This is a genomic window from Caulobacter hibisci (assembly GCF_016135805.1).
Lineage (GTDB): Bacteria > Pseudomonadota > Alphaproteobacteria > Caulobacterales > Caulobacteraceae > Caulobacter > Caulobacter hibisci.
Genome location: NZ_JADWOX010000022.1, coordinates 48575 through 61282, shown reverse-complemented (window position 1 = coordinate 61282; position 12708 = coordinate 48575). Strand labels below are relative to the sequence as shown.

15 protein-coding genes and 2 tRNA genes are annotated in these 12708 nt (G+C 68.7%); 8 read left to right on the top strand and 9 right to left on the bottom strand.

Going from position 1 to position 12708, the window contains the following annotated elements:
* Positions 1-103: 103 nt before the first annotated feature.
* The 4 genes from I4Q42_RS22655 (at position 104) to I4Q42_RS22640 (ending at position 1523) form a co-directional block, all read left to right on the top strand.
* Positions 104-469 carry a hypothetical protein gene (locus I4Q42_RS22655; protein WP_332873136.1) on the top strand — a complete coding sequence of 122 codons (366 nt, stop codon included), beginning with the start codon at positions 104-106 and terminating at the stop codon, positions 467-469.
* On the top strand, positions 442-588 hold the full coding sequence (locus I4Q42_RS22650; protein ID WP_198578359.1) for a hypothetical protein: 147 nt from the start codon (positions 442-444) through the stop codon (positions 586-588). The genes I4Q42_RS22655 and I4Q42_RS22650 overlap by 28 nt, the downstream gene beginning before the upstream one ends.
* 95 nt (positions 589-683) lie before the next feature.
* Positions 684-1028: a hypothetical protein gene (locus I4Q42_RS22645; RefSeq protein ID WP_198578358.1), complete on the top strand. Its 345-nt coding sequence runs from the start codon at positions 684-686 to the stop codon at positions 1026-1028.
* 69 nt (positions 1029-1097) lie between these two features.
* Complete coding sequence (locus I4Q42_RS22640) at positions 1098-1523, top strand: hypothetical protein (RefSeq protein ID WP_198578357.1); 426 nt, start codon at positions 1098-1100, stop codon at positions 1521-1523.
* Between the two features lie 575 nt (positions 1524-2098).
* Here I4Q42_RS22640 and I4Q42_RS22635 read toward each other — a convergent pair.
* The 3 genes from I4Q42_RS22635 to I4Q42_RS22625 all read right to left on the bottom strand — a co-directional run bounded on the left by I4Q42_RS22635 (position 2099) and on the right by I4Q42_RS22625 (position 3088).
* Complete coding sequence (locus I4Q42_RS22635) at positions 2099-2398, bottom strand: helix-turn-helix domain-containing protein (protein ID WP_198578356.1); 300 nt, start codon at positions 2396-2398, stop codon at positions 2099-2101.
* Positions 2399-2439: 41 nt separating this feature from the next.
* Positions 2440-2784, bottom strand: a complete 345-nt coding sequence (locus I4Q42_RS22630) for a type II toxin-antitoxin system RelE/ParE family toxin (RefSeq protein WP_198578355.1) — start codon at positions 2782-2784, stop codon at positions 2440-2442.
* A gap of 217 nt (positions 2785-3001) precedes the next feature.
* Positions 3002-3088 (bottom strand) — tRNA-Leu (locus tag I4Q42_RS22625).
* Positions 3089-3237: 149 nt separating this feature from the next.
* On the opposite strand from I4Q42_RS22625, the gene I4Q42_RS22620 reads away from it, so the two are divergent.
* Positions 3238-3537 (top strand): hypothetical protein, encoded by a 300-nt coding sequence (locus I4Q42_RS22620; protein WP_198578354.1) that lies wholly within the window; start codon positions 3238-3240, stop codon positions 3535-3537.
* A gap of 4 nt (positions 3538-3541) precedes the next feature.
* On the opposite strand, the gene I4Q42_RS22615 is transcribed toward I4Q42_RS22620, so the two are convergent.
* The 5 genes from I4Q42_RS22615 to I4Q42_RS22595 form a co-directional block, all read right to left on the bottom strand.
* Entirely contained in the window at positions 3542-4321 is a 780-nt protein-coding gene (locus tag I4Q42_RS22615; protein ID WP_332873135.1) for an SDR family NAD(P)-dependent oxidoreductase, read from the bottom strand.
* 3 nt (positions 4322-4324) lie between these two features.
* A complete protein-coding gene (gene hisD, locus I4Q42_RS22610; RefSeq protein ID WP_198578353.1) occupies positions 4325-5650 on the bottom strand; it encodes a histidinol dehydrogenase in 1326 nt (441 codons plus the stop codon).
* A 96-nt stretch (positions 5651-5746) separates the two neighbouring features.
* Complete coding sequence (locus I4Q42_RS22605) at positions 5747-6328, bottom strand: helix-turn-helix domain-containing protein (RefSeq protein ID WP_198578352.1); 582 nt, start codon at positions 6326-6328, stop codon at positions 5747-5749.
* A gap of 197 nt (positions 6329-6525) precedes the next feature.
* On the bottom strand, positions 6526-7581 hold the full coding sequence (locus I4Q42_RS22600) for an NAD(P)-dependent alcohol dehydrogenase (RefSeq protein WP_198578351.1): 1056 nt from the start codon (positions 7579-7581) through the stop codon (positions 6526-6528).
* Positions 7582-7708: 127 nt separating this feature from the next.
* Positions 7709-9328 (bottom strand): sensor histidine kinase, encoded by a 1620-nt coding sequence (locus I4Q42_RS22595; protein WP_198578350.1) that lies wholly within the window; start codon positions 9326-9328, stop codon positions 7709-7711.
* Positions 9329-9394: 66 nt separating this feature from the next.
* On the opposite strand from I4Q42_RS22595, the gene I4Q42_RS22590 reads away from it, so the two are divergent.
* Both I4Q42_RS22590 and I4Q42_RS22585 read left to right on the top strand, forming a co-directional pair.
* On the top strand, positions 9395-10012 hold the full coding sequence (locus I4Q42_RS22590; RefSeq protein WP_198578349.1) for a response regulator transcription factor: 618 nt from the start codon (positions 9395-9397) through the stop codon (positions 10010-10012).
* Between the two features lie 109 nt (positions 10013-10121).
* Positions 10122-10496, top strand: a complete 375-nt coding sequence (locus I4Q42_RS22585) for a response regulator (RefSeq protein ID WP_198578348.1) — start codon at positions 10122-10124, stop codon at positions 10494-10496.
* A gap of 51 nt (positions 10497-10547) precedes the next feature.
* On the opposite strand, the gene I4Q42_RS22580 is transcribed toward I4Q42_RS22585, so the two are convergent.
* Positions 10548-10624: transfer RNA gene (locus tag I4Q42_RS22580), tRNA-Arg, on the bottom strand.
* Positions 10625-10900: 276 nt separating this feature from the next.
* Here I4Q42_RS22580 and ggt point away from each other — a divergent pair.
* Positions 10901-12655, top strand: a complete 1755-nt coding sequence (gene ggt / locus I4Q42_RS22575; protein WP_198578347.1) for a gamma-glutamyltransferase — start codon at positions 10901-10903, stop codon at positions 12653-12655.
* Positions 12656-12708 lie beyond the last annotated feature (53 nt).

Sequence of the window (12708 nt, the reverse complement as noted above, 5' to 3'; positions counted from 1 at the left end):
GGCGACTATGGGATTCAATCCCACCCCGACCCAATGGGACTGTCCGGCGCCCCGTCCGCCCCGCCACCGTCGACCTCGCTAGGAACCGAGGCGAACGACGACCGTGACATCCGATATTTCCGACCTGAAGACCGCCAGCCTGACCGACCTTCAAGAGCATCGCCTGGGCCTGCTGGTCTGGAAGGCGCGCCAGATTCGCCAGGCGGTGACGGCCTTCGAGCAGACCTGGCCGCCCCTGCCGCCGGAACCGCCGATCCCGGCCTTCGGCTGGTCGCAGCTGCAGCGCCAGCTGACCGACCTGGCCCCGCCGGAGCTGGCCCCGCTGGTGACCGACCTGGTCTCGGCGATCCGCAAGGAATCGGCCGCCAAGCCGGCCGAGATGGTGTTGAGGGAGATCCTGACCATCACCGCGACGGTGCTGGACGAGGGCTTTCGCGAGAAATGCGCGGAGGACTCGACCATGCTCTGACCCCCGCCTTCCGCCTGCTGGCCGTCCTGGCCATCGCGCTCGGCTTCGCCATGCTGATCGGCGGGCTGCTCAGCGCCCGCCAGGTGGTCGAGCTCTTCCAGAACCTGCGCCACGGCTGAAGCGGCCTTTCCCCAAGAAGGCGCTCGGCCGGCGCCTTCGCTCATGTCCGCAGCGGCCTGCCGGGGCCGCCGGACCCTTTCGAGGGGATCCCCACATGAACCGCCGTATCGTCGCCGAGCATCTCGCCACCCGCCTGTTCACCGCCGAGGAGGCCGTCGACAACACGCTGGCCGCCATGGGCGAGCTGATCGCCGCCATGCCCCGCGCCCGCCTCCAGGCCCGGGTCGCCGCCGGGGTAGGCCAACAGGCCGTCGACCACGTCATGGAAGCCGCCTCCGGCCTGGCCGAGGTCCGCCGCTCGCTGATCGCCGCCCACGGCGCCCTGTCCGACGCCAAGGACCAGATCGGCCTGCGCCGCGTCACCCTGGTCGGCGGCGGCGACAAGGCCGAGGAGGACACCCCGCGCACGGGCCAGCTGGAGATCGTCAAGTCGGCCTGAAGACTCAGTCGGCTTTCCGACGAAACGATTCGTCGCGATGATGGCCCCCGGACAGTGTTCGGGGGCCGCATGTTCACAATCCTGCCGACCCAGCTCGGGGCGGGCGCCATGTTCGTCGTCTGCGGGGTCGCCCTGTGGATCGGCGGCCGGCTGGAGCGCGGCCTCGCGGTGGCCACCATCCTGGCCTGGGTTGGCTCGGCCTTCGTCGAGATCCAGGACCACAGCATCACCCAGTGGGGCATCTTCGCCGTCGACGTGGTCTATCTGGGCGTGCTGGCCGGCCTGGCCGTCTTCGACCGCCGCGTCTGGCTGCTGTTCATGGCCGCCTTCCAGCTGCTGATCGTCCTGACCCACATAGCCTTCGCCATGGACCGCTCGCTCAAGCAGTGGGGCTTCTTCTCGGCCTATTACCTGTGGAGCTACGCCGAACTCGTGGCCTTCGCCATCGGCCTGGCGGCCCTGGCATGGCGCAGACGCGTTCGCCGCGAAGGGTGACCGGCCCGACCGTGGAGCGGCCGGACCGGTCGACGTCCATCCGGGTTGTGGAGTGGAGGACAGACACGCCGAACTCGCCGGACTCGCCGTTGTCATCTGTGCGCTGGCGCACAAGCGCGGCGGAAAGCGGCCGTCTCCGACATCATCTATGCCGATGCCCGCGCTTGAGGCAGAGGGGGGCCGGCTCCGGTTCTGGGGATCGACGGAGCCGGCCGGTGCTCCCACCGCTGGCAGGCGGGCGGGAGCGATTGCGACTTTAGGTCGCGAGGATTGCGGTAATCGTAATTTTCGAGGGGGCGCACATGGTTCCGTCGTCACCAGGCACGAATGTTCGACCGGTGGCTCGATGGCGTCGGTTCATCGTCATGTACGCAACGGCGAGCTCTAGACCAACGAGCTAGGGCCAGCGCCAGATCGGCCGAGCTGTCTGGCGCTGGCCAACCTCACGGAGTTTGAGCTGATCGATCGAACCGTGGCGCCGTTTAGATTCATTGTCGGGAAGGTCGGCCACGACGACCGGCCACACCGCCCGCGCGGGGCACAGCGCCAGCGAGCGGGTTCTCCCCCGCTGACGGTTAGGCGGCGGTCAATGCACGCTCGACCGCTTCTGGTTCGCGATCAATGATCGTGAGCAGAACACGAGCGCTGGCCTCTGGCTTCCGCCGTTGCTGTTCCCAGTCCGCGATCGTAGCGCGTGGAAAGCCGAACCGAGCGGCAAAGCCCGCTTGGCTGAGCCCCAGACGCTGGCGGATCGCCTTCACATTGACGTCGTGAGGCACGTGAACCCGATAGCCAGCGGCAGATGCAGGATTGTCGACGAAGGCCTTCGCATCGGCCAAGCCCGTCATGATCCCGTTAAAGTCGTCATTTTTCATCGAGTGTCTCCGTTGCGTTCGGCGAAAACGCAGTAGGCCGGCTAAGCCGACTTGGTGGAATAGCTCTGCTGGAGGTCCTTGACTGCCGCGCTAAGAGCATTGGTCTGGGCCTTCGTCAGGGCGCTGGTAGAGCCCTTGGAGAGAACCCAGAGGATGAATACGGGGAGGTCGCCTCCGCCGATGACGGTGACAACACGATAGCCTCCTGATTTTCCTTTACCCTTGCCGCCAACGCGAACCTTCCGACACCCGCCCGAACCGACCAGAAGATCTCCAGCGAGAGGGTTGACCGAAACGATCGCTACCGCTTCATCCATCTCGGCCTTGGTCATGCCGATGACCTTGGCTTGGCGCAGATAAGCGGGTGTCTCTACGACGGTTTCCATTCACACACATATACGGCAATGCCGTATATGTGTCAACGGCAATGCCGTACTATGAAGTCTGCGGCTGAACCGGAGGCGAGTCCAAGGCAGGACCTGAGCGGAACCCTAGTGCAGAGGCTGCGCGCTCGGATCTGTGTAAAAACTCTGGGAAGGCTAACAAAATGGGTAGATGGGCCATTCCATATCGCTAACCCCGCACTAAGCCATTGATTTTGTTTGGTGCGGGCAGCCGGGGTCGAACCGGCATCGGATTGCTCCGGGCGGATTTTAAGTCCGCTGCGTCTACCAGTTTCGCCATGCCCGCGCTGGTCAGCGACGATTAGCCCAGAGGGCTTTGTCCGTCGAGCCCGCCCCCTGGGACCGACGCAACCTCCTGCGCGTATGGCGACGCTTGTTCAGAGCTTTGCAACCGATGCGTCATAACGTCACCCCTGACGCAAGGGAAACAGCACAATGGTTCAAGCCACCTACGCCAGCCGCCTGGAGGTCTCGCTCGCGGACGAAACCGCCATGATCCGGGTCGCCACGCCCAGCGGGCCGATCGAACAGGGCGTGGTCACCAACGCCGAAGTCGCCCGGCTGGTCATCAGCCTGCGCACGCTGCGGGAACTGGCCAACATCCTCAATCAGCATGTCGCCACGCTGGACGCCAAGGCGGTGGCCGCAGAGATCGAGGCCCAGATGAAGGCCGAGCGGATCCTGGCCGAGAAGCGCTCGTTCGGCCGCGCGCTGAACGTCACGCCGCTGCAGTAGCGATCTAGTCGGCCGTCCAGCCGCCGTCGACGACCAGCGAAGAGCCCGTCATCAGGGCCGAGGCGTCGGAGGCCAGGAACACCACCGCCCCCATCAGGTCCTCGACCCGGCCGAGGCGCCCGAGCTTGATCTTGGCCAGCACGCTGGCCAGGAACGCCTTGTCCTCGAAGAAGGGCTTGGTCAGCGGCGTCTCGATGAAGGTCGGGGCGATGGTGTTGACGCGGATCCCCTGCGGGGCGAGGTCCAGCGCCATGGCCTTGGACAGGCCCTCCAGCGCCCATTTCGAGGCGCAGTAGAGGCTGCGGCGCGGCCCGCCAACATGGCCCATCTGCGAGGTCATGTGGATGATCGAGCCCTTGCATTCGGCCTCGACCATCCGCGCCGCCACGGCCTGGGCGACGAAGAAGGCCGCCTTCAGATTGAGGTCGAGCACGGCGTCGTAGTCCTCGACCGTCACCTCGCCGAACGGCTTGGGCCGGTTGGTCCCGGCGTTGTTCACCAGGATGTCGAAGGCCGGCCGGGCGGCGAACGCCGCCTTCACCGCCTCGACGTCGCTCACGTCCAGCACCAGGGCTTCCGCCGTTCCGCCCTGCTCGCGGATCGCCTGCGCCGCCGCCTCGATCTCGTCGGCCGAGCGGGCGACCAGCGTCACCGCCGCCCCCGCCTGCGCCAGGGCCGCGGCGGCGGCCAGGCCGATGCCCCGGCCCGCGCCGGTGACCAGGGCCCGGCGGCCGTCCAGCCGGAACGACGGCGTGCTTGGTAAGGCAAGAGGGGGCAGGTCCACGCCCTACTCCGCCGCCAGCACGGGCGCGGCCGCGCCGGCGTAGGGCACCTCGCGATGACCATAGCGGCGCACGCGGATATTGGCCTGCTCGCCGTGACCGGCGAAGCCTTCCAGGGCGCACAGGCGCGAGCAGTATTCCCCGACCAGGGCGCTGGCCTCGTCGGTCAACACCTTCTGGTAGGTGCAGGTCTTGATGAACTTGCCCACCCACAGGCCGCCCGTGTAGCGGGCCGCCAGCTTGGTCGGCAGGGTATGGTTGGTGCCGATGACCTTGTCGCCATAGGAGACGTTGGTGCGCGGCCCCAGGAACAGCGCGCCGTAGTTGGTCATGTGTTTCAGGAAGTAGTCCGGGTCCCTGGTCATCACCTGCACGTGCTCGGAGGCGATGCGGTCGGCGATCTCGACCATCTCGTCGTCGCTGTCGGCGAGGATCACCTGGCCGAAGCTTTCCCAGGCCCGGCGGGCGATGGCGGCGGTGGGCAGGATCTCCAGCAGTTTCTCGACCCAGGCGATGGTGTCTTCCGCCAGCTGGCGCGAGGTGGTCAGCAGGATGGCCGGGCTGTCGGGGCCGTGCTCGGCCTGGCCCAGCAGGTCGGTGGCGCACAGCTCGCCGTCCACCGTGTCGTCGGCGATGACCAGGGTCTCGGTCGGGCCGGCGAACAGGTCGATGCCGACCCGGCCGAACAGCTGGCGCTTGGCCTCGGCCACATAGGCGTTGCCGGGGCCGACCAGCATGTCGACCGGCGCGATGGTCTCGGTGCCCAGGGCCATGGCCGCCACGGCCTGCACCCCGCCCAGGCAGTAGATCTCGTCGGCGCCGGCCAGGGCTTGGGCGGCGACGATGGCCGGAGCCGGCTTGCCGCCGAACGGCGGGGCGCAGGTCACCACCCGCGGCACGCCGGCCACCTTGGCCGTCAGCACCGACATGTGGGCCGAGGCCAGCAGCGGATACTTGCCGCCCGGCACGTAGCAGCCGGCGGCGTTCACCGGCAGGTGCTTGTGGCCCAGGATCACGCCCGGCAGGGTCTCGACCTCGACGTCCTTCATCGAGTCGCGCTGGATGCGGGCGAAGTTGCGCACCTGGGTCTGGGCGAACTCGATGTCCTTCAGGTCCTGGGCCGACAGGGTGTCGATGCAGGCCTGGATCTCGGCCTGGGAGAGCCGGTAGCGCTCGCGGTCCCAGCCGTCGAACTTCACCGACAGCTCACGCACGGCCGCGTCGCCCCGGGCCGCCACGTCGGCGAGGATGCCCTCGACGGTCTCACGCACCGCGCGGTCCGCGTTCGCCACGGCGGTTACGTCAGCGCCGGTCTTCAACCACTTGGCCATGGCCGTCTCTCCTGGAAGTCTCCCGGGAGAGGTGTGGCGCGGATCGGCGGGACACGCGCGGCGTGTGGCCGGAACGGTCGCGTAGTGGAGAGCGGGTCAAGCCGCCAGGCGGTGAGCCCGGCGCCAGGCCTGAGGCGCGACGCCCATGGCGCGGCGGAACAGCCGGCACAGGTGCGACTGGTCGGCGAAGCCGCAGAGATAGGCGATCTGGCTCAGCGGCTCGCGGGTGGTCAGCATCATGTGCTGGGCCGCTTCCAGCCGGCGGCGGGTGACGTAGGCGTGCGGCGTCTGGCCGAAGGTGACCTTGAAGGCGCGGCCGAAATAGCTGGGGCTCAGCGCCACCAGGGCGCCCAGGGCCGTGGTGCTGAGATCGCCCTCCAGGCTCTCGTCGATATGCTTGCGCAGCTTGCGGGCCTGCCAGGGAGCCAGGCCGCCCTGCGTGGCCAGGGCGGCTTGCGGCGCGGTGACGCCGACGATGATGGCCGAGGCCTTGGCGACCAGGGCCCGGGCCGTGGCGGCCTCCGGCTCCAGCGAGCGCTCCAGGGCGTCCAGCACCTCGCGCAGATCGGCGAAGCCGCGCGGCTCGCCCGCCAGTTCGCGCGCGGCCAGCAGGCCGGTCGAGGGGCCGGCGTCGGAAAAGCCAGTTCCGGAAAAGGAGGCGGGGGCGAGGAAGGACATGGTTTCGATCCCTGACTGCGGGCGCCCTGGAGGGGCCCTTCGTTTTCGAGGATCATTGTTCTTCGACCGCGACGCGCGCCGCCATCGCACCTGCGCTTATCGTCGCAGTCCCAGGGTTTGACGGTCTCATACCCAGGTATGGGATCGCTAACTTGGAAGGGGGTCCGCGCGACCCGAGAGGCCGCGCGGACTTGCCGTCAGCCCTTGGCCAGCGAGGCGCTGTCGATCACGAAGCGGTACTTCACGTCGCTCTTCTGCATGCGCTCGTAGGCGGTCTCGATCTCCTGGATCTGGATCATCTCGATGTCGGAGACGATGCCGTGTTCGGCGCAGAAATCGAGCATCTCCTGGGTCTCGGCGATGCCGCCGATCAGCGAGCCGGCGATCGACCGGCGCTTGAAGATCAGGGCCGAGACGTCCGGGCTCGGGTGGGCGTGCTCGGGCACGCCGACCAGGCACAGAGTCCCGTCGCGCTTCAGCAGGGCGGTGAAGGCGTCGAGGCTGTGGCTGACCGAGACGGTGTTGAGGATGAAGTCGAACGAATTGGCGTGGGCCGCCATCTCGCCTTCGTTGCGCGACACCACGACCTCGTCGGCGCCGAGATCCAGGGCGTCCTGGCGCTTGGCTTCCGAGGTGGTGAAGGCCACCACGTGCGCGCCCAGGGCATGGGCCAGCTTGACGCCCATGTGGCCCAGGCCGCCGATGCCGACGATGCCGACCTTCTTGCCGGGGCCGACGTTCCAGTGGCGCAGCGGCGACCAGGTGGTGATGCCGGCGCACAGCAGCGGGGCCACGGCGGCCAGCTGTTCCTCGGGGTGGCTGATCTTCAGCACGAAGCCGTCATTGACGACGATCTGCTGCGAGTAGCCGCCAAGGGTGTGGCCGGGGGCGTCTTCGGTGGGGCCGTTATAGGTGCCGACGAAGCCGTTCTCGCAGAACTGCTCCAGGCCCTCGTCGCACGAGTGGCAGTGCTTGCAGCTGTCGACCATGCAGCCGACGCCGACCACGTCGCCTTCCTTGAAGCGGCTGACCGAACCGCCGACGGCCGAGACGCGGCCGACGATCTCGTGGCCGGGCACGCAGGGGAACAGGGTGCCGGCCCATTCCGAGCGCACGGTGTGCAGGTCGGAGTGGCAGACGCCGCAATAGGCGATCTCGATCTGGACGTCGTGCGCGCCGACGGCGCGGCGCGTGATGTCCATCGCTTCCAGCGGCTTGTCGGCGGCGAAGGCGCCATAGGCTTTGATGGCCATGTGCAGGATATTCCGATTGGCTTTGGGGGAGGAGGAGACCCGCGCGGGGCCTCGCCAAGCCAAACTAGCGCGCGCGCGACCGTAAAATTAGCCGCTCAGCTTTGCACGAGCTGATGAGGCAAATTCATCAATCGTCCCCTTGCGGATCGCCCGCGCGCGGCAGTTCCAGCCGAAAGGTCGCCCCCTCCCCCGGCCACGAGGTGACGACGATCTCCCCGCCATGGGCCTGGGCGATCGTCTTGCAGATCGACAGCCCCATGCCCATGCCGTCGGACTTGGTGGTGTAGAAGGCGTTGAACAGCTGCGAAGCCCGCTCCGGCGCAACGCCCGGCCCGGTGTCGGACACCGCCAGCACCACCGTGTCGTCCTCACCCTCGCCCTTGCTTTCGACCTCGCCGCGCACGGTCAGCACCCGCTCGTCCACCTCGGCCATCGCCTGCACGGCGTTGACCATCAGGTTGACCAGCACCTGCTGCAGCTGGACCCGGTCGCCCTCGACCTCCGGCAGGTCGGCCGGAACCTGCACCCGCAACGCCACGCCGTGCGTGGTCAGCTCGCGCCGCACCAGCAGCACCGCGTCCTCGACCAGCGGCGCCAAGGCCAGTCGGTCGGTCTCCGGCTCGCCTTTGACCGCCATGGTGCGGATGCGGCCGATCACGCCCGAGGCGCGGTTGGCCTCGCCGATCATCCGGTCGAAGGCCTGGCGCACCTCCTCAAGGTCCGGCGTCTCGCGCCTCAGCCAGCGCAGCCCCGCCTCGCCGTTGGTGACGATGGCCGACAGCGGCTGGTTGACCTCGTGGGCGATCGACGCGGTCAGTTCGCCCAGGGTCGAGATCCTGGCCGCATGGGCCAGCTCGGCCTGCACCCTTTGCAGGTCCTCCTGGGCGCGCAGGCGGTCGGTGATGTCGATGACGCCCACCAGGGTCGCGCCCTGCGGCAGGTATTCGCGCGGATAGCAGCAGGTGAACAGGCCGTCGAACTCGCGGCCGTCATAGGTGCGAAACCGCGCCTCGCTTTCGTAATGGGGCTTCTTCTCCAGGGCGGCGATGACGCTGGCGGCGAAGACGTGCTCGCTGCTCGGCGGCCAGAACCGATCGACCGGACCGATCAGTTGCTCGCGCGTGGCCTCGAACAGCTGCAGCGACTTCTCGTTGACGTCGACCACCTGGCTGGCCTGCATCATCTCGCGCACGAACCCCGGGTTCTCGGCGATGTGGGCCCGCAGGCTGGTGACGCCCTTGGCGCGTAGGGCCCCGAACATCCCGGCCAGGGCCGAGAAATCCAGCTCCCAGAACGACACGCTCATGGCGTGGAAGACGTTGCGGAAGCGGTACTCGCTGCGCCTCAGGGCCTCCTCGGCCTTGCGGGCGGCGGTGACGTCGCGACCGGTCTCCAGCACCTGCGCGGCCCCGCCGGCGGCGTCGCGGCGCAGCGACCAGCGCAGGTCGATCACCGCCTCGCGGCCGTCGGCCAGCCGCCGGGTCACCTCGCCCCGCCACTGCCCCTCGGCCACCAGCCGGGCGGTGATCTCCTCCAGCGGCGCGGGAAAGACCGTGGCCAGCAGCTCCGGCGCCTTGGCGTGATGGGCGACCTCGCGGCTATGGCCGTACAGCGCCTCGCAGCCCTGGTTCCAGAACAGGATCCGCCCCTCCAGGTCGCGCACCAGGATCGGCTCGTGGGCCGCGTCGAGCAGGCCGAGCAGGGATTGGGTCGAAACGTTCAAGACGTCGGCGGGGCGGTCGTGCATCGAGCTCACCGAAAGGTTGCGCCGCTATTGTTGACGCCGCGACCGCGGCAGGTCCAGCTATCGTCCATGTCCGCTCCGACGGTGCACATTGTCGACGACGACGGGTCCATCCGCCTGGCCCTCGACAGCCTGTTCCGTTCGGTCGGGCTGGAGACGAAGCTGTTCGGCGCCGCCCAGGATTTCTTCAAGTCCGGACATGCGCACGAGCCGGGGTGCCTCGTCTTGGACGTACGGCTCCCCGGAGTCAGCGGCCTCGACTTCCAGGCCCAGCTCAACGCCGCCGACATCCGCATGCCGGTGGTGCTGATGACCGGCCACGGCGACATCCCGATGACCGTGCGCGGCATGAAGGCCGGCGCCGTCGATTTCCTCGCCAAGCCGTTCCGCGACCAGGACATGCTCGACGCGGTGATGGCCGCCATCGACCGCGACCAGGCCCAGCGCGCCGAACGCTCCGGCCTCGACGAGGCCCGCCGCCGCTACGACACCCTGACCGCCCGCGAGCGCCAGGTCATGGGCCTGGTCGCCGCCGGCCTGATGAACAAGCAGATCGCCTTCGAGATCGGCCTCTCGGAAATCACCGTGAAGATCCACCGCAGCTCGGCGATGCGGAAGATGGAGGCGCGCTCGATGCTCGAGTTCGTGCGCATGGCCGAACTGCTGGGAGTCGCCTCCGCGACATAACGCCTTACACCCAAGTATAATTTCGCGCCGGGCCGGCCTGGGGCAGAAGGGAGCCGTCGCCGTCCGTCAGTCGTTTGAACGGGGCCGGCGACCCGAGAAGGACGAGTTGGTGTCCCAAGCCCCGCTGATCGCCGTGGTCGACGACGACGAAGCCGTCCGGGCTTCCCTCGAAGCCCTGATCCGCTCCCTCGGCCACCGCGTCGCCACCTTCGCCTCCGCCGCCGCCTTCCTTGCCTCGGAGATCTCGGCCGGCGCCGACTGCCTGATCAGCGACGTGCAGATGCCCGGCCTGTCCGGCTTCGACCTGCAGCTGGCCTTGGGCGAACGCGGCGTCGCCACCCCCGTGATCCTGATCACCGCCTTCGACGACGCCCGCGCCCGCGCCCGCGGCCTCGCCCTCGGCGCCACCTGCTTCCTGCGCAAGCCCTTCAGCGGCGACAGCATCGTGAAGTGCCTGGAGTCGGCGCTGGGCGGACGGCCGTAGGCCTGACGCCAACGGCGCGATGCGCAAAGCTTCTCGATGTGGGGAAGTAAATGGCGCGCCCGGAACGATTCGAACGTCCGACCCTCAGATTCGTAGTCTGATGCTCTATCCAGCTGAGCTACGGGCGCGCACTGCCTTGCGGCGAGGCGGGGGAAATAGCCTGGACCCCGGGGGTGTGCAAGCGTCTTGTCGAAAAAAGGTCGTCAAGTCCGGTGGATAAGTAGGCGAGCCCTTGTCTGGCAACGGTTTGGGCGCCGGGAAAAGATGTCGCAGGGGCTCGGGACGGCGTTTTTTGCGAGCGCGGTGGCGGCGGCGGGGGCATGGTTCGTCGAATCCCCGGTCCGGGAGTCGGCTTTGCCGCCGCTCGCGGGGATCTGTTTCGCGCCCTTTTCGAGGATCCGCCCATGCGTCTGCCCGTTCTCGCCGCCCTCGCCGTCCTGACCGCTTGCGGAGGGATCGCCGGCTGCGCGACGCCGGCGGCTGTGGCGAAGGGCAGGCCGGCTTCGGCTACGGCCCCGAGTACGGTTGGCGCGGCCGCGGCCTACAGCCCGCGCGGCATGGTCGCCACGGCCAATCCGCTGGCCACCGAAGCCGGCCTCAGAGTGCTGCGCGAAGGCGGTTCGGCCGTCGATGCGGCGGTGGCGGTGCAGGCGGTGCTGGGCCTGGTGGAGCCGCAGAGCTCGGGCCTGGGCGGCGGCTCGTTCCTGATGGTCTACGACGCCAAGACCGGCAAAGTCACCGCCTATGACGGCCGCGAGACCGCGCCCGCCGCCGCGACGCCGGCCCTGTTCCTGGGCGACGACGGCAAGCCCGTGCCGTTCATCTCGGCGGTGCTGTCGGGCCGCTCGACCGGCGTGCCGGGCGCGGTCGGCATGCTGGCCCAGGCCCAGAAAGAGCACGGCGCGATCGGCTGGGACCGTCTGTTCCTCGACGCCGAGCGGCTGGCCGACCGTGGCTTTGTGGTGAGCCCGCGCCTGGCCTCGATGATCAATGGCCGCTCGCCGCAGGGCCGCACGGCCGACGCCACCGCCTATTTCACCAAGCCCGACGGCCAGCGCTACCAGGCCGGCGAGACGCTGAGGAACCCGGCCTACGCCGCCACGGTGCGCCGCCTGGCCGCCGAGGGGCCCTCAGCGCTCTACGAAGGTCCGCTCGCAGAGGCGATCGTCGCCAAGCTGCACGAGGGCGAGCGGCCCTCGGCCATGACCCTGGCCGACATGGCGGCCTACAGGCCCCGTTCGGCCGACGCCCTGTGCCGGCCCTGGAAGGTCTACACCGTCTGCGTGCCCAATCCGTCGTCGAGCGGGGTGTCGCTGCTGCAGGCCCTGCTGATGCTCGAGCACACCGACATCGCCAGGCGCGGCCCCAAGGACCCGATCGCCTGGACCCTGCTCGCCGAGGCCGAACGCGTCATGTACGCCGACCGCGACCGCTATGTCGGCGATCCGGGCAAGGTGACCGTGCCGGTCGAAGGCCTGCTGGAGCCGGCCTATGTGAAGGACCGCGCCAAGCTGATCGGCGAGACGGCCGGCCCGGTCCCCAGCTTCGGCCTGCCCAAGGGCGCGCCCAAGGTCGGGCCGGACTCGACGATCGAGCCGGGCGGCACCACCCACTTCGTCATCGTCGATCCGGCCGGCAACGTGGTGTCGATGACCACCACGGTCGAGAGCATCTTCGGCTCGGGGCGGATGGTCGGCGGCTTCTTCCTCAATAACCAGCTGACCGACTTCAACTTCGCGCCGGTCGACAAGGACGGCCTGCCCGGCGCCAACGCCGTGGCCGGCGGCAAGCGCCCGCGCTCGTCGATGTCGCCGCTGATCGTGCTCGACAAGAAGGGCCAGTTCCTGGCCGCCGTCGGCTCGCCGGGCGGCTCGGCGATCCTGTCCTACAATCTGAAAGCCATGGTCGGGGTGTTCGACTGGGGACTGTCGATGCAGGACGCCGTGGCCCTGCCCAACCTGGTGGCGCGCGGTGAGGTGTTCTCCGGCGAGGTCGACCGCTTCGGCCCGGAGCTGACCGCAGCGCTGCAGGCGCGCGGCGTGCTGGTCAAGGAAGGCCAGAACGAGAATTCGGGCCTGCACGGGGTGATCGTGCGGAAGGACGGGGTGCTCGAGGGCGGCGCAGATCCGCGGCGCGAGGGCGTGGCGAAGGGGCTGTGAGTTAGACCCTCCCCCTGAAGGGGGAGGTGGCCCGAAGGGCCGGAGGGGGAAGC

What these genes read in the sequence shown, in the direction of transcription:
- I4Q42_RS22650 (WP_198578359.1), top strand. Translation starts at nt 442, where the DNA reads ATGCGCGGAGGACTCGACCATGCTCTGACCCCCGCCTTCCGCCTGCTG.
- I4Q42_RS22645 (WP_198578358.1), top strand. Translation starts at nt 684, where the DNA reads ATGAACCGCCGTATCGTCGCCGAGCATCTCGCCACCCGCCTGTTCACC.
- I4Q42_RS22640 (WP_198578357.1), top strand. Translation starts at nt 1,098, where the DNA reads ATGTTCACAATCCTGCCGACCCAGCTCGGGGCGGGCGCCATGTTCGTC.
- I4Q42_RS22635 (WP_198578356.1), bottom strand. Translation starts at nt 2,398, where the DNA reads ATGAAAAATGACGACTTTAACGGGATCATGACGGGCTTGGCCGATGCG.
- I4Q42_RS22630 (WP_198578355.1), bottom strand. Translation starts at nt 2,784, where the DNA reads ATGGAAACCGTCGTAGAGACACCCGCTTATCTGCGCCAAGCCAAGGTC.
- I4Q42_RS22620 (WP_198578354.1), top strand. Translation starts at nt 3,238, where the DNA reads ATGGTTCAAGCCACCTACGCCAGCCGCCTGGAGGTCTCGCTCGCGGAC.
- hisD (WP_198578353.1), bottom strand. Translation starts at nt 5,650, where the DNA reads ATGGCCAAGTGGTTGAAGACCGGCGCTGACGTAACCGCCGTGGCGAAC.
- I4Q42_RS22605 (WP_198578352.1), bottom strand. Translation starts at nt 6,328, where the DNA reads ATGTCCTTCCTCGCCCCCGCCTCCTTTTCCGGAACTGGCTTTTCCGAC.
- I4Q42_RS22600 (WP_198578351.1), bottom strand. Translation starts at nt 7,581, where the DNA reads ATGGCCATCAAAGCCTATGGCGCCTTCGCCGCCGACAAGCCGCTGGAA.
- I4Q42_RS22595 (WP_198578350.1), bottom strand. Translation starts at nt 9,328, where the DNA reads ATGCACGACCGCCCCGCCGACGTCTTGAACGTTTCGACCCAATCCCTG.
- I4Q42_RS22590 (WP_198578349.1), top strand. Translation starts at nt 9,395, where the DNA reads ATGTCCGCTCCGACGGTGCACATTGTCGACGACGACGGGTCCATCCGC.
- ggt (WP_198578347.1), top strand. Translation starts at nt 10,901, where the DNA reads ATGCGTCTGCCCGTTCTCGCCGCCCTCGCCGTCCTGACCGCTTGCGGA.